Origin of the sequence: Alteromonas sp. I10 (genome assembly GCF_003201515.1) — a bacterium.
In the GTDB taxonomy this organism is placed as follows: Bacteria; Pseudomonadota; Gammaproteobacteria; order Enterobacterales; family Alteromonadaceae; genus Alteromonas; species Alteromonas macleodii.
In genome coordinates this window covers 72,343-92,281 of record NZ_QJJN01000010.1, presented here as the reverse complement: position 1 = coordinate 92,281, position 19,939 = coordinate 72,343, and the positions used below count along the sequence as shown (strand labels likewise).

At 44.8% G+C, this 19,939-nt stretch carries 19 protein-coding genes; 12 read left to right on the top strand and 7 right to left on the bottom strand.

Annotation, left to right across the window (positions count from 1 at the left end):
- Positions 1-76: 76 nt before the first annotated feature.
- The 4 genes from yghU to BZA03_RS17240 all read right to left on the bottom strand — a co-directional run bounded on the left by yghU (position 77) and on the right by BZA03_RS17240 (position 6,217).
- Positions 77-934, bottom strand: coding sequence for a glutathione-dependent disulfide-bond oxidoreductase (gene yghU, locus BZA03_RS17255; RefSeq protein ID WP_014975482.1), 858 nt, complete (start codon positions 932-934; stop codon positions 77-79).
- Between the two features lie 282 nt (positions 935-1,216).
- Positions 1,217-1,474: a hypothetical protein gene (locus tag BZA03_RS17250; protein WP_014975481.1), complete on the bottom strand. Its 258-nt coding sequence runs from the start codon at positions 1,472-1,474 to the stop codon at positions 1,217-1,219.
- 310 nt (positions 1,475-1,784) lie between these two features.
- Positions 1,785-3,476, bottom strand: coding sequence for an NAD-dependent malic enzyme (locus tag BZA03_RS17245; protein WP_110289478.1), 1,692 nt, complete (start codon positions 3,474-3,476; stop codon positions 1,785-1,787).
- Between the two features lie 77 nt (positions 3,477-3,553).
- Positions 3,554-6,217, bottom strand: coding sequence for a penicillin-binding protein 1A (locus BZA03_RS17240; RefSeq protein WP_069943617.1), 2,664 nt, complete (start codon positions 6,215-6,217; stop codon positions 3,554-3,556).
- Between the two features lie 136 nt (positions 6,218-6,353).
- Here BZA03_RS17240 and pilM point away from each other — a divergent pair, with 136 nt between their 5' ends.
- From pilM to BZA03_RS17195, 9 genes are all read left to right on the top strand, one after another.
- Positions 6,354-7,421 carry a type IV pilus assembly protein PilM gene (gene pilM / locus BZA03_RS17235; RefSeq protein WP_039225089.1) on the top strand — a complete coding sequence of 356 codons (1,068 nt, stop codon included), beginning with the start codon at positions 6,354-6,356 and terminating at the stop codon, positions 7,419-7,421.
- Positions 7,409-7,987 (top strand): PilN domain-containing protein, encoded by a 579-nt coding sequence (locus tag BZA03_RS17230; RefSeq protein WP_110289418.1) that lies wholly within the window; start codon positions 7,409-7,411, stop codon positions 7,985-7,987. Before pilM ends, BZA03_RS17230 begins: the two co-directional genes overlap by 13 nt.
- A 2-nt stretch (positions 7,988-7,989) precedes the next feature.
- A complete protein-coding gene (locus tag BZA03_RS17225) occupies positions 7,990-8,601 on the top strand; it encodes a type 4a pilus biogenesis protein PilO (protein ID WP_110289417.1) in 612 nt (203 codons plus the stop codon).
- The gene (locus tag BZA03_RS17220) at positions 8,598-9,125 is read left to right on the top strand and encodes a pilus assembly protein PilP (protein WP_110289416.1); all 528 of its coding nucleotides are present in this window, start codon (positions 8,598-8,600) and stop codon (positions 9,123-9,125) included. The genes BZA03_RS17225 and BZA03_RS17220 overlap by 4 nt, the downstream gene beginning before the upstream one ends.
- A gap of 2 nt (positions 9,126-9,127) precedes the next feature.
- Positions 9,128-10,900, top strand: a complete 1,773-nt coding sequence (locus BZA03_RS17215; RefSeq protein ID WP_110289415.1) for a type IV pilus secretin PilQ — start codon at positions 9,128-9,130, stop codon at positions 10,898-10,900.
- A gap of 269 nt (positions 10,901-11,169) precedes the next feature.
- On the top strand, positions 11,170-11,685 hold the full coding sequence (aroK, locus tag BZA03_RS17210; protein WP_014948032.1) for a shikimate kinase AroK: 516 nt from the start codon (positions 11,170-11,172) through the stop codon (positions 11,683-11,685).
- Positions 11,686-11,715: 30 nt separating this feature from the next.
- Positions 11,716-12,783: a 3-dehydroquinate synthase gene (gene aroB, locus BZA03_RS17205; RefSeq protein WP_014948031.1), complete on the top strand. Its 1,068-nt coding sequence runs from the start codon at positions 11,716-11,718 to the stop codon at positions 12,781-12,783.
- A gap of 121 nt (positions 12,784-12,904) precedes the next feature.
- Positions 12,905-14,377 carry an SPOR domain-containing protein gene (locus BZA03_RS17200; protein WP_110289414.1) on the top strand — a complete coding sequence of 491 codons (1,473 nt, stop codon included), beginning with the start codon at positions 12,905-12,907 and terminating at the stop codon, positions 14,375-14,377.
- Positions 14,378-14,603: 226 nt separating this feature from the next.
- Complete coding sequence (locus BZA03_RS17195; RefSeq protein ID WP_110289413.1) at positions 14,604-15,485, top strand: Dam family site-specific DNA-(adenine-N6)-methyltransferase; 882 nt, start codon at positions 14,604-14,606, stop codon at positions 15,483-15,485.
- Positions 15,486-15,568: 83 nt separating this feature from the next.
- On the opposite strand, the gene BZA03_RS17190 is transcribed toward BZA03_RS17195, so the two are convergent.
- The 3 genes from BZA03_RS17190 to BZA03_RS17180 form a co-directional block, all read right to left on the bottom strand.
- Positions 15,569-15,769, bottom strand: a complete 201-nt coding sequence (locus tag BZA03_RS17190; RefSeq protein WP_014948028.1) for a DUF2970 domain-containing protein — start codon at positions 15,767-15,769, stop codon at positions 15,569-15,571.
- Positions 15,770-15,778: 9 nt separating this feature from the next.
- The gene (locus tag BZA03_RS17185) at positions 15,779-16,087 is read right to left on the bottom strand and encodes a hypothetical protein (protein WP_014948027.1); all 309 of its coding nucleotides are present in this window, start codon (positions 16,085-16,087) and stop codon (positions 15,779-15,781) included.
- Positions 16,088-16,259: 172 nt separating this feature from the next.
- A complete protein-coding gene (locus BZA03_RS17180) occupies positions 16,260-17,081 on the bottom strand; it encodes a TorF family putative porin (RefSeq protein ID WP_014978118.1) in 822 nt (273 codons plus the stop codon).
- Positions 17,082-17,386: 305 nt separating this feature from the next.
- Between BZA03_RS17180 and rpe the strand changes: the two genes are divergently transcribed.
- The 3 genes from rpe to BZA03_RS17165 all read left to right on the top strand — a co-directional run bounded on the left by rpe (position 17,387) and on the right by BZA03_RS17165 (position 19,822).
- Positions 17,387-18,064 carry a ribulose-phosphate 3-epimerase gene (gene rpe, locus BZA03_RS17175; protein ID WP_014978117.1) on the top strand — a complete coding sequence of 226 codons (678 nt, stop codon included), beginning with the start codon at positions 17,387-17,389 and terminating at the stop codon, positions 18,062-18,064.
- Positions 18,065-18,129: 65 nt separating this feature from the next.
- Positions 18,130-19,137, top strand: coding sequence for a tryptophan--tRNA ligase (gene trpS / locus BZA03_RS17170; protein WP_039225099.1), 1,008 nt, complete (start codon positions 18,130-18,132; stop codon positions 19,135-19,137).
- A 100-nt stretch (positions 19,138-19,237) separates the two neighbouring features.
- Positions 19,238-19,822, top strand: a complete 585-nt coding sequence (locus tag BZA03_RS17165; RefSeq protein ID WP_014975476.1) for an aminodeoxychorismate/anthranilate synthase component II — start codon at positions 19,238-19,240, stop codon at positions 19,820-19,822.
- Positions 19,823-19,939 lie beyond the last annotated feature (117 nt).

Here is a 19,939-nt window from a genome sequence, read left to right as displayed (position 1 = left end):
TATGTTGATGCCTTTCGTTAGCCATTCTGATGCTAAAAAGGCGATTAACCAAAGTAATGTACTCTGACCCCATTATTTAGGCTTTGGTGAGTGCGTCGTCGATATCTTTTGCGCTGTGGCGGTTTTCTAACTGACCATCGTCACCCCAGGTCTTATTGACAATACGGCCACGTTTAACGCCTTCTCGCTGCTCTAGTTGCTTAGCCCAGCGGACTAAATTGGTGTACTCGTGCACCTGAAGGAAAGTGGCTGCATCGTACAGATTTCCGAGCACTAAATTGCCGTACCACGGCCATATAGCCATGTCAGCGATACTGTACTCGCTACCTGCCATGAACTCATTGTTTGCTAAGTGCTTGTCTAGCACATCTAACTGACGCTTAGTTTCCATGGTAAAGCGGTTGATAGGATATTCCATTGGATATGGCGCATAGCTGTAGAAGTGCCCGAAACCACCGCCTAAGTAAGGCGCTGACCCCACCTGCCAGAACAGCCAGTTGAAACATTCTGCCTTTGCATGGGCGTCTTGCGGAATGAACTTACCGAATTTTTCCGCCAAGTAAACTAAGATTGACCCAGACTCGAATAGCTTGGTTTCTGGTGACGTTGTCGTGTCGACCATAGCAGGAATTTTACTATTCGGATTAACGTCAACAAACCCAGAAGAAAACTGATCGCCCTCACCAATGTTAATCAGCCAAGCGTCGTATTCTGCTTCGCTCACGCCAGCTGCCAACAACTCTTCAAGCATGATGGTAACTTTCTGACCATTAGGCGTAGCTAACGAGTATAGCTGCAAACCATGTTCACCATTAGGACGAGCCTTCTCATGGGTAGCGCCTGACACAGGACGATTAATGCTGGCCCACTTGTTGCCATCATCCTCAGCCTGAGTCCAAACTTCTGGTGGTGTGTAGTTACTTTCTGTCGACATAGCAATTCCTTTAAATGACTTTATCGTTAAGGTTAGTACAATACATAGCTACTAAGAACAGCTTTTAAAGACTTATAGCTCAACGGTGTCGACTAATAAACGGCGATATACGTTTATTGACATAAAAAAGCCGCGCTTTAGCTTTATCCAGAGCGCGGCTTTATGAATAAAAGGCGAGCAGTCCGTTGCCCGCAAACTGGAACTATCGATAGTTGCTATAAAGCTTTATGCCAGCGATAACCGAGGCAGAATCGATAGCGTGTAAAAAGGATTAGTCGCGAATTACTTAACCTCGTAGTAGGCATCAATTAAGTCGGATTCATCCAGATAAGCAAACATTTCACTTTGCTCATCTACTGGGCTTTCTGAAACTGTACTAGCAGCCGTTTTAGCAGCCTTTTCATCTTGTGCTGCAACATCAACATTAGGTGCGTCGCAAGCTGAGAGTGTTGCAAGAGCGGCCATAACTAATGACGTAGAGAATGAGCGCCTAATAATTCGCGCGTAGAAAGGACTTACCTTGTTTTTTAACGTGGTCATCAATAACACCCCTTGCTCCTTGTTGTAACTATAAAGAGGTGTATCAATCATTGTGCCAACAAGAATTAATCATTTAATAACAGCAGGTTAGGAGCTTATTAACGAGAATACATATGAGCAACACATAGGAAATGTTGCGCATAGGCAACACCATATTACATTTGATTAGAGTTCGGCCGTGAAATGGATGAAGTTCGAGCAGTGAGACGGTGGCTTACTTCAGCTTTTGGGTTGTAAGTCATGGTGAAAGCGTTGCTCACAAGTACAAAAAAAGCAGGCTAAGCCTGCTTTTTTATAACGTTAACGGATACTAGATGCTTACCCGCTTGTAAGGGCGGTACTCTGCTTTCCAGAAGTTACGCTCAATGCTGGCGCGCAATGCGTCGTCAGACATTTCAAGAGCAAGTCCCTGCTCCATCGCTACTCTACCCACCTCAAAAGCAATCTCTCTGCTAATTTCTGCAATGGCAGCAAGGGGTGGCAATAGTGAACCCTGACCCGTGTTGACTAATGGCGACGCTGAAGCAAGTGCGTTACTTGCAGCCATCAGCATTTCGTCACTAATAAGCTTCGCTTTAGATGCAACAACACCAAGGCCAATGCCTGGGAAGATGTAAGAGTTGTTGCATTGAGCGATAGGGAATATTTTGCCATCGTACTCTACAGGCTTGAACGGACTACCTGTAGCAATAATCACTTCACCTTCTGTCCATTCAATCACTTGCTCAGGACGCGCTTCAACTTGTCGTGAGGGGTTACTTAACGGGAAGATAATTGGCAGCTCACAGCCTTGCTTCATGGCACGGATAACTTGTTCAGTGAACAAGCCTGGCTGACCTGAAACACCAATAAGTACGTCTGGCTGCGCGCAGTGCATAACATCAAGTAGTGACGCATAATCTCCACTGAACGTCCAATCAGCCAAGTCAGCATTTTTCTGCTGAAGCTTTTGTTGGAAGTCGCGTAGACCTTCCATGCCTTCGGTTACCAAACCAAAACGGTCAATCATGAACACTTGCTTACGTGCTTGCTCGTCAGTCAGGCCTTCAAATACCATTTGTTGAATGAGCATTTCAGCAATACCACAGCCTGCCGAACCCGCGCCCACGAACACCACCTTCATGTCGCGTAGCTTTTGCTGCTTGGTTTTACATGCCGCCAAAATAGTACCAAGGGTAACGGCAGCAGTGCCTTGTATATCGTCGTTAAAACAACACACGTCGTTGCGATAGCGGTTTAATAACGGCATAGCATTTGGCTGCGCAAAATCTTCAAACTGAATCATTACATCAGGCCAGCGTCGCTTCACAGCGTTAATGAACATATCAACAAATTCGTCGTATTCTTCCTGTTCAATACGCGGATGGCGCGCCCCCATATACATTGGGTCGGCTAGCAGCTTTTCGTTGTTAGTACCTACATCTAACATTACGGGCAATGTGTATGCTGGACTAATTCCACCACACGCTGTGTAAAGCGAAAGTTTACCGATAGGAATGCCCATTCCGCCAATACCTTGGTCTCCCAAGCCTAAGATGCGTTCACCGTCAGTCACAACAATCACTTTCACTTTGCGCTTCGTAGCATTGCGAACAATGTCATCAAGCTGGTGACGTTCTTCATACGACACAAACAAGCCACGCGAACTGCGATAGATATCTGAAAACTGCTCACATGCATCACCTACAGTAGGGGTGTAGATGATGGGCATCATCTCATCGATGTGCTTTTGAATTAGGCGGTAAAACAAGGTTTCGTTATTGTCTTGAATTGCGCGCAGATAAATATGCTTGTTTAGTGCTTCGTCAAAACTGCTGTATTGCATGTAAGCACGTTCAACCTGCTCTTCGATGGTTTCGTACCTTGGTGGCACTAGACCCGTCAGGTTAAACGCCGCACGTTCCCGTGCAGTGAAGGCACTGCCTTTATTCAGTAGGGGGGTTTCCAGCAATGAAGGGCCGGCATGAGGAATATAAAGATATCGCTGTGAATCTTCTGACATTGGTTTTCCGATAATGTGTTCAGGCAAATACATCACCTAAGCCTGAAGCGGCACGCGTGCAACGTGCCTCTTAGTAATTAGAATATTTCTTCTGGCTCAGGCGCAGTAGTCGTATCCTGCGTGGCCGGATCCAACACTTCGTCATCGCGAACATAAGTCGTTGGCTCGGTTCCCTGCAGGAAATATTCGAATAGTGTCGTATGGTCTGTTCGTCTGGTCAACTTTCCACTGGTACGATCAATGCGAACACGCACTATATTCTCTGGTACGGGCATTGGCGTATGTGGTTTATTTTCTAGAGCATGTTGCATAAATCTGATCCACGCTGGCTCAGCAGCTTTAGCTCCATCTTCAATGCCGATCATGGCGTTGCCTATCCAGTTGAATTTCTCAGCATTCTTATTAATAAGGTTTTGGTTTCGCGTAGCTCGCCCTAACTGACGCCCCATGTTGTCGAAGCCTACCCATGTGGTGGCCACCAAATCTTTGTGGAAACCACTGAACCACGTGTCTCGCGAGTCATTCGTTGTACCCGTTTTCCCAGCTATGTCAGTACGCTGAAGAATATTACGAGCACGCCAGCCGGTGCCTAACCAATAGGTTTTCTTGCTCCAATTTCCGTTTGCTCTCACAGCCGTTCGCATCATTTCTGCCACTAAGAAAGCGTTTTGAGCAGTAATAACCTGAGGCGCAATCACTTTTTCTGCAGCTTCGTCATCATCGACGTCGCCAAGTAAAATATCTTGATTTAGTTCAGCGGCAAGTAAGGCTTCAATATCGGCTTCTTCGTCTTCAGGTAGTATTTCTGGATCGCTTTGATTTTCACAACGATTGCACGCCCAAACTGGGTTTGCTTTCCAAAGCTCATCGCCGTTTTCATCAAGCACTTTGCTGATAAAATGAGGGTTTACTAAGTAGCCACCGTTCGCAATCACCGACATACCTCTTACTACTTCAAGCGGCGTATGTGAACTCGACCCAAGGGATACGGTTTCATCAAGTGGGATATCGTCTTTATTAAAACCAAAGCGTGTTAAGTAATCGGCCGTTTCTCTAAGACCAACACCACGCAATAGTCGAACCGATACCACGTTTTTCGATTTACCAAGGGCTTTACGCATTCTAATTGGGCCGTCGTACTCAGCTGGCGAGTTTTGCGGTCGCCAAGCTACACCCGTCGCCGCATTCCATTGGTTAATGGGAGCGTCATTGATGATGGATGCAAGGGTATAGCCACTGTCTAATGCAGCAGAATAAACGAAAGGCTTGATGTTCGAGCCCACTTGGCGCTTGGCCTGTGTCGCTCGGTTAAACTGGCTTTGATAAAAGCTGTAGCCACCAACAACCGCTTCAACCGCACCGTTTTTCGGATTAAGTGCGATAAACGCTCCGCTCACCTCAGGGATTTGCGAAATGCGCCACTGCCCTTCTTGCTGTCTGATATAAATGACCGCCCCTTCTTGAGTCACATCTGAAGCGCTTTTGGGGTCACTACCCTGCCTAAAGTCTGTAATGTAGCGTCGGGCCCAATCTAGTCCATCCCACTCTACCGTTATTGCTTTGCCATCTACAGACAACACTTCTATCGACTGCTCATTTACTTTCGTAACAACCGATGGCAAAAGAGGTTTAATGTGAGGAATCTCTTCAAGCACGCGCATGATTGATTCGTTATCCCACTCTTCTCGTGTTGTCTTATCACTTATGTCATAGCTCAATGAAAGTTGTGGAATCGCGTCATCCTTTCCTTCTGGCTTAGGAATATTCCATAAGTAGCCAAGGGCGCCTTTATAGCCATGACGCTCATCATAGTCATGAAGATTTCGAACCACCGCACGCTGAGCAGCTAATTGAAGATCTGACGTTGCAGTCGCAAAAACTTGGTATCCGCCGGTTTCTGCCTCTTCTTTTCCATAAATCTCTACCATTTCGTTATAAATGGTGTCGGCCAAATAAGGCGCATCCACTTCAATTTCAGCACCGTGCTTCTTCGCTGAAACTGGCGCATTGGCAGCTTCATCGAACTGCGCTTTAGTGATGTACTCTTCGTCAAGCATACGAAGTAAGACCACGCGTCTGCGTTCGACAGAACGTTGCGGCCCGCTGATAGGGTTAAGCACTGATGGCGCCTTGGGAAGACCTGCAATAGTAGCAATTTGAGCTAAAGAGAGTTCGTTAAGCGGTTTGCCATAGTACACTTGGGCGGCCGCCCCAAAACCAAACGCTCTATGGCCTAATTCGATTTTGTTGAGGTACAGCTCAAGAATTTCCTGCTTAGAAAGCTCTTGCTCCATGTGCAGTGCTATAAAGATCTCTTTGATCTTTCTGATATAGGTTTTCTCCCGACTAAGGAAAAACCCTCGTGCTAGCTGCATGGTTAACGTACTTGCTCCCTGACGCTTTTCGCCAGTAAGGACTAAACTTACTGCAGCACGCATTATACCAATGGGGTCAATACCGTGGTGTTCGTAGAAGCGACTGTCTTCGGTAGCGAGTATGGCGTTAATTAATTCTTGCGGGACTTCCTCAAGTTTTACGGGGATCCGCCGTTTAACTCCATACTGTGAAATAAGTTTTCCGTCTTTGGTGTATATCTGCATGGGTGTTTGCAGGCGTACATCCTTAAGTACAGTAACACTTGGTAGGTCAGGTTTGATATAAAAGTAAATACCTACCAGTGCTGCAAAACCAAGAAGGCCTGATAGAAAACTAAATAAAATAAGTGGTTTGATGTACTTCACTGTAACGGATACCAAGACATTTTGTTGAAATGACGTATATTTTATACGTATGTGTTATCTCTAGAACCATACGCATAAGACTATTAGAGTAACATTGTACTTTAGAGCAACTACCTTTGAAACTGGACACTTGCACATGAAATCGCTGTTTAAGAAAAAGCTGCCGCCCATTGTGGGCTTAGATATAGGCACGCGTCAAATAAAAGCGGTGTGGTTAGAGCAATCGAAAGACGGGTTCGTCCTTCAAGGGTATGCCTGTGAGCCAATTAACAAAATCGCTTTCTCTGAGCGTGATATTAAAGATTATGAGTCAGTAAGCATTGCTCTCAAGAAAATTCGAAAGTCGCTAAAAACAAAATTAAAGCTGGCAAATGTTGCTGTAGCTGGTACGTCAGTGATCAGTAAAATCGTCTATATGGACCCAGAGCAAAGCGATTACGATTTAGAAAATCAAATTGAGATCGAAGCCGACAGTCTCATTCCCTATCCGCTTGAAGAAGTATATTTGGATTTTGAAGAAATGGGGCCAAGCACAACGCACACTGGAAAAGTAAATGTATTGCTTACCGCTGCGCATAAAGATTTGGTAGACAGTCGCTTGCTGCTTGCAAGAGAAGCTAACTTTGAACCTAAGATTGTTGATATGGAAAATTATGCCATCGGCAATGCCATGGACTTTTTCCATACGCCTCATACCGAAGACATGCCACTTTGCTGTATTAATGTGGGCGCCTCGCTACTTCAAATATGCGTAATAAAAAACGGCGACGTCATCTACACCAAAGAGCACGCCTTTGGCTTAAATCAGCTAATTAACGATATTAGCGCCATTCATATGGTTGAGCGTGAAACCGCAGAGCGTCAACTACTTGATGGCACGCTGTCTGGAAATTGGGTGGAAGATACGCTTCCTATATTTGCCGCTAACCTACAGCAAAATATCAACCGTGCATTACAAATGTATATGAGCACGCTACATGCAGAGCGCCCCACCAAAATACTGTTTAGCGGCGGTGCCGCTACTATTGAACCGTTAGTCGACATTTTAAAACAAGACTTAGGCCTAGAGGTTGATTGCTTCAATCCGTTTAGCAACATGTCGATAAACCCTAAACTTGATGCCACGAGACTTAGCAAAATTGCACCACAGCTTGCGATTGCAGCAGGTCTAGCGAGCCGGAGCTTTACGCCATGGCACATGTAAATTTACTACCTTGGCGAGAGAAGCAGCGCCAACATCAAAAACAACAATACTTGGCAGGGCTACTTGCCGTTGCCGCCATTGTAGGATTGATTTTTTGGTTCATTGGTCAAGCTATCGACCAGCAAATCAGTAATCAAAACTCGCGTAATCAATACCTTGAACGGGAAATCGCGGTTTTAGATGCGCAAATTGCAGAGATAAAAAAGGTTAAAGACAGTAAAAATGCCATTGAGCAGCGCATGGCATTAATTGAGCAACTGCAAGCAAGTCGCAATGTGGCTCCTATAGTATTTGATGAACTTGCTAAACTCGTTCCTCCCGGTGTGGCCTTTGAGTCTATGACCAGAAGCAATAACCGTATTGAGATTGAAGGGACTAGTGATTCGAATAATCGTCTTTCCGACTTTATGCGCGCGCTGGACAACTCGAATGTGTTCGTTGCCGCAGAGCTTTCTACCATTAAATCTGACAGCAGTGCAGCGAGAGCGATTAGCAACTTTACGCTTACGTTTTCGATAAACCCCAATGTTGCTCCCCTAGAAATAGAAAGTAGTGAGGCGCAATAACCATGAAGTTTGATGTTTCAAAACTAAAAGAACTTAACGAACTCGACTTTGAACAAATCGCTATTTGGCCAAACGAAGTTCGCGTTGTTGTGGCGGCGTTTGTCGCAATATTGGTAGGTGCGTTGAGCTACTACATGCTAATAAGCCCCAAATTACCGATTAAAGATGCGGCTGAATTAAAAGAACAAGAACTAAAGTTACAGTTCGAAGCAAAGTACCGCATTGCGGCTAATTTAGAAGCTTACCAAGCCCAACTCGCGCAAATTAAAGAAGACTTCTCGTCTATGCTGAAAAGTCTTCCAACCAGCAACGAAACACCGGGTTTGCTTGACGATATCACTTACGTTGGTACCGCATCGGGCCTCACGTTTGAGTTGCTTAATTGGCAACAAGAAGTACCAAAAGAGTTTTACACCGAACTACCTATCGAAATGGAAGTAAGCGGTGGCTATCACAACTTTGGCGAATTCGTTTCCAAAGTTGCGGATTTACCTCGTATCGTTACGCTTCACGATTTTGACATAAAGCGTGAAGCAAATGGTCTGTCGCTGAAGCTGCAGGCGAAAACTTATCGTTCGGAAAACTCGACAGACATTGAAGGAGATGAACAATGATTCGTTCGTTTTTATCTCTTTTAATCATATTGTTAGTAACAGGCTGTTCACCTAAACTCGACGATCTGCATGCCTATACACAGAGTGTTAAAGAGCGTGCTCAGCCACAAATTGAACCGTATCCAGAATTCAAGACTCACCCACCTTTTAGCTATTCGGCAAGCGCCTTAAGAAGCCCGTTCGATCGCCCTAAGAACAACGCCGCTCCAGTAGCAAAAGCACGGGTAGAAAACTGTTTGCAGCCAAACTTCCAGCGCCCTAAAGAAGCATTGGAAGCCTATGGCGTGGACGCCCTCGCACTGACTGGCAACTTTGCCGTTAAGGGAGTGCAGTGGGCATTATTGAAAAGTAACGATGGCATATTACATAAAGCTAAAGTAGGGAGTCGTATCGGCTTGTTTTATGGCAAAATTACGCAAATTAGCACCGACTCAATTACTATTGAACAGTTATTACCTGATGGTGCGGGCTGCTGGCAAAGGAAAACAACAACAATGACTACAGCATCGAAGGCGGGAGAGTAAGCATGGCCGAACGATACATATTCAACAAATCTCTGAATCGTAGAGTGCCTAGATGGTATTGGCTGGCTTTCGCTGTGGCTGCAATATTTTCATTAACCGTATTTGTTTCGCCAGTAAAAGCCCAAGAGCCTTTGTTAGTCGACCCTGATACTAAACGAAATGCATCAACCGTTACCACCACGGTCACAAACATCGACTTTACTCAAGCAGCTAACAATACCGCTGTAACACTGGTGAGTTTTGAGGGCCAAGCGCCAAAGCTTCAGCTTATTGAGTCACAAGGAAAAGTATCCCTTACATTACCAAACACCAAGTTAGGCGAAGACCAATTGGTAGAACTTAATGTGGCTGATTTCGGTACCTTGGTTTCTACCATCGAGACATTCGAAGATAAAGATGGCGCGCGAATTGAGGTTAATTATTCGGGCCCAGTTACGGTTAAAAATACGGTAAAAGACGGCGTAATTCGTATGGCGATAACGCCAATGGACAGCGCGCAGCAAGACGCCTTGGAAGCGGAAAAGAAATACACAGGCGACCCCATTTCGCTCGATTTTCAAGATGTTCCTGTGAGACAAGTTTTACAAATTATTGCGCAGGTTAATGGGTTTAACTTAGTGACCACCGACACCGTAACAGGAAACGTAACGATAAGCTTGTCGGGCGTTCCGTGGGATCAAGCTCTCGACATGATTTTGCGTGTTAAAGGTCTGGATAAACGCTTAGAGGGCAACATTTTATTAATTGCACCGGCTGAAGAACTATCGGCTCGTGAAACCCAAGCCCTTCAATCTAAAAAGCAAGTTTCAGACTTAGCGCCTCTTCATACGGTTAATATTCCTGTTAACTATGCAAAAGCTGCTGCCCTGGCCACGATCTTAAAGTCGACAGAGGGCGGGATCTTATCTGAGCGAGGGGGTGTTACAGTAGACGAACGAACCAACACTTTACTTATTCGCGACACGTTAGCCTCTATTGATGAAGCAAGAAAAACCATCAATGCGTTAGATATTCCAGTGAAGCAAGTGCTGATTGAAAGCCGTATGGTTACTGTGCTTGACGATGTAGACGAGCAGCTTGGCGTTCGTTGGGGTTTCAGCGACCGTCAAGACGATAATGGTGTGTCGGGAAGCCTTGAGGGCGCAGACACCATTGCCGGCGGCATAGTGCCTAGCATTGATAATCGCCTTAATGTGAACCTGCCTGTGACCAGCGCCGCGGGTAGCATTGGCTTTCAAATTGCGAGCTTGGTTGATGGCACCATATTAGACCTTGAGCTTTCCGCACTAGAATCTGAAAACAAAGGCGAAATTATTGCGAGTCCTCGTATTACGGTTGCTAACCAGCATGAAGCTTACATTGAACAAGGTACGGAAATACCTTACGTACAAGCAACGTCTAGCGGTGCGACTTCAGTAGAGTTCAAAAAAGCCGTTTTGTCACTGAAAGTTACGCCACATATTACGCCTGATAATCGCATTATTTTGGATTTAGTTGTTACGCAAGATACCCGTGGCGAAACCGTTTCTACGTCTACTGGTGAGGCCGTAGCCATCGATACCCAAGAAATTAAAACGCAGGTATTGGTAGAAAACGGCGAAACCATCGTATTAGGTGGCATATTCCAACAAACCAGTTCTGATGGCGTGTCGAAAGTGCCTTTGTTTGGTGATTTGCCTGTCGTTGGTGCCCTTTTCAGAAACTCGTCACAACTTCAGCAAAAACGAGAACTACTTATCTTTGTGACACCCAAGATAGTCACTGAAAGACCATAATCCTCATTTTTAGCCTTCAAAAAAGCGCATTTTTGTGCGCTTTTTTGGTTTTCAGCCTTTTTTTGTAACTAAATTTACAGGTATACGCTTTTTGTTAGTAACAAAACTTGCAACGCCTTGCATGAAACTGAGATAATCCCCGCCTCGAAATTTAAGCGAGGTTTAAGGAGTGGTGCTTATTGGACACTAAATAGGCACGAGTCAATGGGTAGGCTGGTAAGGCAACAGTGCACTGCCCCTAACATGATTAAGTTGTGATATAAGCAAATATGGCTGAAAAACGTAATATCTTTTTGGTTGGCCCAATGGGTGCTGGCAAAAGTACCATCGGTAGACATCTGGCAGACGAACTTCACCTAGACTTTTTTGATTCGGATCAGGAAATTGAGCGCCGCACGGGTGCAGACATTGCCTGGATCTTCGACCTTGAAGGCGAAGACGGTTTCCGTAAACGCGAAGAAAACGTCATTAACGATTTGACAGATAAGCAAGGTATTGTACTTGCTACTGGCGGCGGTTCTATTGTAACTAAAGCTGTGCGTAATCGTTTATCTGCCCGCGGCATCGTTGTTTACCTACAAACGACAATCGATAAGCAAGTTGCCCGTACACAACGTGACAAACGTCGTCCTTTGCTACAAAACGAAGATCCAGAACAAGTACTTCGCGATCTTGCAGAAATGCGCAACCCGCTTTACGAAGAAGTTGCTGATTACATTGTTGATACAGACGACCAAAGTGCGCGTGCTGTAGCGAATCAGATTATCAGTAAAATTGGTTTATAAATTAAATATGTAATAGGAGGTGCTACGCCAATGTCAACCTTAACTGTGGAACTTGGAGAACGTAGCTATCCTATACAGATAGAGGCTGGGTTGCTTTCGCAACCTGGCCTTTTTAGTGCCTATATAAAAGGCCCACTTGCCGTCATTGTTACCAACGAAACTGTTGCCCCACTGTATTTAGAAACCGCTAAAGCGGCGTGTGGTAATGTTCAGGTTGAAACCATTATTTTGCCGGACGGCGAGCAACACAAAAATCTTGCCCAATTCGAAGTGGTTATGACACGCCTTCTTGAGCTAAACGCTGCAAGAGATACGACACTTATCGCACTTGGCGGTGGTGTAATTGGTGATCTTACTGGCTTTGTTGCGGCAACTTACCAACGCGGTGTGCCCTTCATTCAAGTTCCTACAACTTTGCTTTCTCAAGTCGACTCATCAGTAGGTGGAAAAACCGCGGTAAATCATCCTCTCGGCAAAAACATGATTGGCGCTTTTTACCAACCGGTTTATGTGGCCATTGATACTGATACCCTCGCTACATTACCCGCGAGAGAGTTTGCTGCTGGCATGGCAGAGGTCATCAAATACGGTATCATTTACGACGCACCGTTTTTTGAATGGCTTGAAAGTAATGTAGATGCGCTTACGTCGCTTGATACTGAAATTCTTACCCAAGCTATTTCTCGCTGCTGCGAAATCAAAGCAGACGTGGTAGCAAAAGATGAACGTGAAGGTGGTTTACGCGCCATTCTTAACTTAGGCCACACGTTCGGTCACGCTATTGAAGCCGAGCAAGGCTACGGTAACTGGCTGCATGGTGAAGCGGTAGCCGCTGGTACTATAATTGCTTGTAAAGCTGCTGAAGCATTAACGTGGTTTGAAGCGTCAGAAACACGACGCGTATCGTCGCTATTTGAAGCATTTGCTTTACCGGTTGCAGGCCCAAATAGTATGACAAAGAATGACTACGTTAAGCATATGAAACGCGATAAAAAAGTGGAAGCTGGCAGTATTCGATTTGTACTTCCTCAAGGCATAGGCAAAGCGGTTGTTACCAAGGACGTCACGGACGCCATTCTTACTGACATCCTTTCTTAGTCATTAGCCCTCGCGACAACCTGGCAACGCGTCTATCTTGACTTCCCTACGTTAGTTGGAATCATGAAGAAATGCGTTGCAGGACAGTTTTTAAAGCAACGGTGAATAAGGGCAAACTCCCATGCAAAGTGAACTGCATGAACGTTTGGAATATTTGGTCAATTACTCTTCTCAGCTGATTTTTGTCAGTGGTGAGTCTATTGCTCAACAACAAAAGACCCTTGAAGCCTTTGTCTTCCAGCAGCACGATGATACCGAGATTGCGTATTTAACTGCGCAAGAAAATATGGAGCCCTCTGACTACCGTCGACAACTTTGTCGGCAGCTTCTTGGTCAAGTGGTGGGTAGCTTCGTTAGGCCTCTAAACGAACTACTTTCCGACCTAAATAGTCACGAAGGTCCAATTCTTATAGCCATCACCCAAGCCCACAATCTTCCTGATGCACTATTGCAAGAACTATGGGACTTGGTGTTGCAAAGTCGGTTTGCTGGTAACAAACAGCATTTAAATGTGCTTTTGTTCGCGAATAACGAATGGGCTGAGCGCGCCAAGCAGTGGCTTCCTGCAAAAAATACAGAAACCCCACTAATAATTAGCAGCCAGTCAGTCATTAGCGAACAGCCTAGCTTCGAGTCAGAGCTCGACAAAATGATTGCTTCACGTCGCGAGGCTTTTCAGGCTCATTTAGAAAATAGACAGCGTGAAAATACGCAAACTTTTATCAACCCATTAAAGTCTAAGTGGTTTTATATCGCTGTTATATGCGTGTTCCTTGCTACGTTTTCTGGCCTTATTTACTGGCAATACGGTGATAAATTAGCATCGATTTTTGCGCCTATTAGTCAATCTTCGCCAGAACCTGAAAGAACGCAGGTTGAGCCCGGCTCTGCTTATAACAAGCTTATAGGCAATGGTGAAACCGATGAAAGCGAAACAACAGCATCAAACTCAGCAACTCAAGCAACCAACCAAATAGGCAACGTAGAGCTTGTTTCCGCGCCCAATGATGATAGTGCAGACGTTGGTGGCTCGTTAATTGATGAATCGTCAGATAACGGTCCGTTGATTACCAATTGGGAAAATGCGGTTTCATCCTTACCTGAAGTTACGCCATCTTCAGAACAGGCAGACAGTAACCAGTTTGAGAATGCCCCGATTGAAGGTAATACCACTGATTCCAATGGTTCAGAGGTGGTTAGCAGTGGTGCGCTAAGTGATCAACAATCTGCTCAAGGTGCCAAATCAAACTCGGACGGCGTCAACGATAATGTAACGCCAACCACTGTGGCCAGTGAATCGAGTCAAGAAGGCTGGATTGGGGAAAATGACTACGCTATACAGTTGTTAGCGATGAAAAGTGAGTCTGTTCTCAGTGAGTTCCTACGAGAAAACAATCTAACTGAGCAAACGCGAATTTATAAAACGACGCGCTATGGTGGCGACTGGTTTGTAGTAGTTAACAAGCAAATCTACACGTCGTTATCTCAAGCGCAACAAGCACGAACAAATTTACCCGAATATCCAGGTAAACAAAATGCGTTTATAAAGCGAGGAAACCAAATCCTCTCAGAGATGAGCAAAGCGCAAAATTAAGTCATTTCACAACCGGGTGGCCATAATATTTCCAGTAAATGAGCAAAATTCCGTTCTTGCGACACTTGTTGGTTGTCCGTTTTACTGATGAAAGTTACAATCTACCTTTAGTGTGGTGATATCTGATACTGATCAGCATAAAAGTATAAAGACGACCCTTTCCCTTGGAACGGCGGCGCACGGAAAAACCACCGTCTTCATTCCGTCTAGGTAGTAACGTTTAAGCATGATGCAGAAAAAAAACCGGGCTTTTTTAAAATGGGCCGGTGGCAAATACAGCTTGGTTGAGCATATTCAGGCCAGATTACCGCAAGCCAATAAACTCATTGAACCGTTTGTTGGTGCCGGATCTGTATTTCTGAATACGCAATACAAACGCTACCTGCTTAATGACATCAATCCTGATCTCATCAACTTATACAATTTCCTTAAAGCGCAGCCCGATGCACTGATTAACGATGCACGCTCATTTTTCGACGGAAAACGCAACGAAGAAAAAATGTATTACGCTTTACGAGAAGAGTTTAACGCCACACAAGATGAATATTATCGCGCCATTCTCTTTTTGTATTTGAACCGTCACGGTTACAACGGATTATGTCGTTACAGCCTTCAAGGGCGTTTTAACGTACCTTTTGGCCGCTATAAAAAACCTTACTTTCCAGAAGACGAGATGTTTGTGTTTTCGGAAAAGTCGCAAAAAGCGACGTTTACTTGTCTTCCTTTTGAAAAGGTTTTTTCTAGAGCTAGGCGTGGCAATGTTATTTATTGTGACCCACCGTATGCTCCTATCAGCAAGACTGCAGCGTTTACCAGCTATGCCGCGCGAAGCTTCGGACAAGAATCTCAAGAGAAGCTGGCTGAGCTCGCCACCCGCGCGTCAAAAAAGCGAGGCATACCCGTCCTCATCTCAAATCACGATTTACCGCTAACTCGGTCGCTTTATCACGGGGCAGATTTCAGTATGCTGTCAGTTAAGCGTTCGATAAGTCAAAACGGTGCAAAGCGACAGCCTGTGGATGAAATTTTGGCTTATTTCCCTCCAGCTAACGTCGCACCAAAGCGAAACGCTCGAAAAAAGAAGACGTTTCACCGCCCTTCAGTTTAGTGTGTGGTGCCGAAAAAACGTCTTATAGGTAGCGCATCGACCGCCTTACCCGCATACGATTTTAATGTGTATTCACGCAATTGCTATGCGCTATAGCCCGTATACCATTTAACGAACATAAAAAGTGTAACAACAAACAGCACAACCAAGATTACACCAATGACGGCGAAACTGATAAAAGTGCCTTTAGTAAAGTCACGTTCGTAGTTTTTATGGCTCTGAACACCAAATAGACTAGCAACTACACTACCTAGAACTGACCAAAAACCAGTACCAGACTGCATAATTTTCCCCTAAGTGTCGTTAGCAGGTGAGGTGAAATCTCGATTACCTTCGTCGCTGTGCATCAACTCAAGTAGGTCTAAAAAGTGGAATTGAAAAGAGGATGATTTCCCCGCTATCCATGACAGCCAACTGACTTCCTCAACACCCTCTTGATGACGGGCACATTGGTTTTGAATATGGCTTGCGGGCAACTTGGGGTTGAACTCCGTAACGGGTTGGAATTCGCATACTGACGAGTGTGAATTTGGCGTACTTGTAACCGCAACGCTAACAAGCGCTACCGCTCCACAAATCGCAAAAAATGGAAGAACCTTCATCCTGAATACTCCTTACACTCGTTTAAAAATTAATCTCATTATAATCAAAAGCAGGTTACGAACAAGTTAAAAATGCGTTGCTTTTAAAAAATGAAAAGCCTAACGGAAACACATTAGGCTTTTAGTACTCAACGTTTTGATAAAGGCCATCCAATGGCCGCTACAAAGTAGTTTATAGCTCGAAGTCTACTGAATACGCTACGGTAAATTTAACGGCGTCGTTATCAAACTCGTCGTCACCGCCCATGTCGTCAAGGTCGGTACCGGTGATGGCGAAGCTAAAGCCGTCTTTTGCTATTGAAATACCATAGTCCATATAACCTTCAACGCCATTAAACGCTTCAGCGAAGTCACCCTCGTGATAACCGACATGGAAACCCAGCTCAGTGCCATTCAGGATTTCTGTAGTGTAACCAAGAGACGTATAAGACGCTTGAGCAAAACCAAAGTCCTGATCTTCGCCTTCGTCAGCTTCAGTGTGCGCTAAAAGGTATACCGTAAGGCTTAACCCACCCATACCTACAGACCCATAAACTTCTGCAAAGTCGAAGTTCGCTTCGTCATCGTAGTTGTAGTAGAGGTAGCCAAAGTCGTACGCAATACCGTCAGACTCACCTGAGAAACCGAAGTACATATCGTGCTCATATGAATATACGTCACCTGCACCGTAGTTCACGTTAGACGCCCACGTACCCGCATAAAAACCACTTTCATGCGCGTAATCGATACCACCCTGTACTGCGGCTTCGTTAGTTGTTTGTGTTAGACCACGCCAGATGTAGTTACTGGTTGCACTAGCGTTAGCAGTGAATGAACCTTCTGCATAGCTAGGCATGGCTGTTAACAGACACGCTGAAGAAATAGCAGCGGCAAGTATTGTTCTTTTTGTAGATGTTTTCATGTGTGTTCTCCAGTCAAATTCAAACTTGTTGTAATTCGTTTTTTCTGTCTGTGTTTTCTTTTTTGGACTGGATAACGCAAAGTTGATGCCCATTTATGGTTCATCAAAAAAACTCACAAAAAACAAATTAACCAATTGAAATTAAAAACATTATTTCATTTAAAAAATTCATCCGCTGTAACCGAAATAAAAAAACGCTGCATAAAAATGCACCAACATAACGCGCACTCACCAAAATTGGGCAGTGTTCTGACAAAGTCCGTTTATCTTAAATTTCCGCGAAATTAACGCTGATTAACCCTTTGCATAGTAAAGAAGCACGGATTTGGGTAAACTTTCGCAAAGGTGAAACGTAAGTGGCAACGCACCTTGTTGTTTTTAGAATGAAAGGACATGCAATGAAACCATTCCTAATTGCTCCATCAATACTATCGGCCGATTTCGCTCGACTTGGCGAAGACGTAGAAAAGGTATTAGAGGCTGGCGCTGATGTGGTGCATTTCGATGTAATGGATAACCACTATGTACCCAATCTTACGTTTGGGCCAATGATTTGCGAGGCGTTAAGAAACTACGGCATTACCGCTCCCATTGATGTGCACTTAATGGTGAAGCCCGTCGATGACTTAATTGAAAAATTCGCGAATGCAGGGGCCAGCTATATTAGTTTTCACCCAGAAGCGTCTGAGCACATAGACCGCTCTCTACAGCTTATTATCGATGCAGGTTGCAAGCCGGGGCTCGTATTTAACCCAGCAACGCCACTACATTACCTTGACCACGTCATGGACAAACTGCACCACATTCTTATTATGTCGGTTAACCCAGGGTTTGGTGGTCAAAAGTTTATTCCTAGCACCTTAGATAAAGTGCGCGCGGTGAAACAGCGTGTATTAGAAAGCGGCTACGATATTCGAATTGAAATTGACGGTGGCGTAAAAGTCGATAACATTCGCGAAATAGCGGAAGCGGGCGCGGATATGTTTGTGGCTGGTTCGGCTATTTTTTCTCAACCCGACTACAGCGATGTCATTGAGCAAATGCGCAATGAACTAGCGTCACTGTCTAAAGCATAATTTTTGAAGCTTTATTTTCCCAAGCTTTATTTTCACAGTATTTAACGTATTACAGGTAAAAAGAAATGAGTAATAAACCCGTTGTATTAAGTGGCTGTCAGCCTTCAGGACAACTTACCCTTGGCAATTACATGGGTGCACTTAAACAGTGGGTTTCCATGCAAGACGACCACGACTGCTTATATATGATAGTGGATTTGCATGCTATTACTGTACGACAAGACCCTAAGCAGCTTGCTGAAGCTTGTCTAGACGGCCTTTCTCTTTACCTTGCTTGCGGTATTGATCCACAAAAAAGTACTCTGTTTTTGCAATCCCATGTGCCTGAACATGCACAGCTATCTTGGGTATTGAATTGTTACGCCCAAATGGGTGAGCTTAATCGCATGACTCAATTCAAAGATAAGTCTGCGAAGAACGAAAATAACATTAATGTAGGCTTATACAGCTACCCTGTACTCCAAGCAGCAGATATTTTGCTATACCAAGCAGATAAAGTACCGGTAGGTGAAGATCAGAAGCAGCACCTTGAATTGACTCGTGACATTGCTACACGTGTTAACAATCTATACGGCGATGTATTTCGTCTACCTGACCCGTATATCCCAGACTTTGGCGCTCGCATCATGAGCCTTCAAGAGCCTGAAAAGAAGATGTCTAAGTCTGACAACAACCCGAATAACTTCATCGGCTTATTAGAAGATCCTAAGAAGTTAGCCAAGAAAATCAAACGTGCCGTGACCGACTCTGACGAGCAAGCTAATATCTACTTTAACCCAACTGAAAAACCAGGCGTGTCTAACTTACTGACTCTACTTTCGCTTGCGACGGGTAAATCAATTAAAGAGCTTGAGCCTGAATATACCGACAAAATGTATGGCCACCTTAAAGGTGATGTTGCAGACGCTGTGGTTGCTCTACTTGAACCTATTCAGGCCCGCTATGCTGAAATTCGCGCAGACAGAGCATATCTTGACGACGTAATGCGTCAGGGTGCTGAGAAAGCGTCAGCGCGAGCGGCTGAAACTTTGGCTAAAGTATACAAAGCAGTCGGCTTTATTCCAAAGCCATAACAGCCGAATTCCAACATCTTGCTACAGGCCATGAAGGGTTCATTTAATCCTTCATGGCTAAAACCTTCGCAACTTAGAAATACCAAGGACTAGCACTGCTGTGTTGCTGTTAATTGATAACTTCGATTCGTTCACTCATAACCTCGCTCGGTATTTCACTGAGCTCAGCGTCGACGTTGAAGTGGTGCGAAATAACGCACTGACCTTAGACGACATATCTCGCTTAGCGCCTTCACAGTTAGTTATTTCACCGGGACCATGCACGCCTAACGAAGCGGGCATCAGCTTATCTGCGATTGAACATTTTGCAGGCAAGATTCCTATTTTAGGTGTATGCCTGGGTCATCAAGCTATAGGTCAAGTGTTTGGTGCCAAGGTAGTAGGTGCACAAGAGATTAAGCATGGAAAAATTTCACCCCTAACACACCGCAACAGTGGCCTGTTCAAAGGCTTACCTAACCCGTTTAACGTGACGCGCTACCACTCATTGGTTTTAGATCCCGCATCGCTACCTGCCTCACTGAGTGTTGATGCATGGTGTGAAACCGCAAAGGGCACAAAGGAAATCATGGCAATTTCCCATAATCATCACCCTATTTGGGGCGTGCAGTACCACCCCGAGTCACTGCTTACCGAACACGGTCATAGCGTACTGGATGCATTTCTTCAGTTTAAATCAATTTAAGTATACGAGTTTGATGCCGATACGCTTTTATAGCGTAAAAGGTTACGCTTGAAGGCCAGAATTACTCGCAATTCACTGATTTTTCGTTTAACTTTTCATAATTCGTTTTAGCCAATG

Excerpts from the sequence above, each read along its gene's own strand:
- yghU (WP_014975482.1), bottom strand. The coding sequence starts at position 934 with ATGTCGACAGAAAGTAACTACACACCACCAGAAGTTTGGACTCAGGCT.
- BZA03_RS17250 (WP_014975481.1), bottom strand. The coding sequence starts at position 1,474 with ATGACCACGTTAAAAAACAAGGTAAGTCCTTTCTACGCGCGAATTATT.
- BZA03_RS17245 (WP_110289478.1), bottom strand. The coding sequence starts at position 3,476 with ATGTCAGAAGATTCACAGCGATATCTTTATATTCCTCATGCCGGCCCT.
- pilM (WP_039225089.1), top strand. The coding sequence starts at position 6,354 with ATGAAATCGCTGTTTAAGAAAAAGCTGCCGCCCATTGTGGGCTTAGAT.
- BZA03_RS17230 (WP_110289418.1), top strand. The coding sequence starts at position 7,409 with ATGGCACATGTAAATTTACTACCTTGGCGAGAGAAGCAGCGCCAACAT.
- BZA03_RS17225 (WP_110289417.1), top strand. The coding sequence starts at position 7,990 with ATGAAGTTTGATGTTTCAAAACTAAAAGAACTTAACGAACTCGACTTT.
- BZA03_RS17220 (WP_110289416.1), top strand. The coding sequence starts at position 8,598 with ATGATTCGTTCGTTTTTATCTCTTTTAATCATATTGTTAGTAACAGGC.
- BZA03_RS17215 (WP_110289415.1), top strand. The coding sequence starts at position 9,128 with ATGGCCGAACGATACATATTCAACAAATCTCTGAATCGTAGAGTGCCT.
- aroK (WP_014948032.1), top strand. The coding sequence starts at position 11,170 with ATGGCTGAAAAACGTAATATCTTTTTGGTTGGCCCAATGGGTGCTGGC.
- aroB (WP_014948031.1), top strand. The coding sequence starts at position 11,716 with ATGTCAACCTTAACTGTGGAACTTGGAGAACGTAGCTATCCTATACAG.
- BZA03_RS17200 (WP_110289414.1), top strand. The coding sequence starts at position 12,905 with ATGCAAAGTGAACTGCATGAACGTTTGGAATATTTGGTCAATTACTCT.
- BZA03_RS17195 (WP_110289413.1), top strand. The coding sequence starts at position 14,604 with ATGATGCAGAAAAAAAACCGGGCTTTTTTAAAATGGGCCGGTGGCAAA.
- BZA03_RS17190 (WP_014948028.1), bottom strand. The coding sequence starts at position 15,769 with ATGCAGTCTGGTACTGGTTTTTGGTCAGTTCTAGGTAGTGTAGTTGCT.
- BZA03_RS17185 (WP_014948027.1), bottom strand. The coding sequence starts at position 16,087 with ATGAAGGTTCTTCCATTTTTTGCGATTTGTGGAGCGGTAGCGCTTGTT.
- BZA03_RS17180 (WP_014978118.1), bottom strand. The coding sequence starts at position 17,081 with ATGGGCATCAACTTTGCGTTATCCAGTCCAAAAAAGAAAACACAGACA.
- rpe (WP_014978117.1), top strand. The coding sequence starts at position 17,387 with ATGAAACCATTCCTAATTGCTCCATCAATACTATCGGCCGATTTCGCT.
- trpS (WP_039225099.1), top strand. The coding sequence starts at position 18,130 with ATGAGTAATAAACCCGTTGTATTAAGTGGCTGTCAGCCTTCAGGACAA.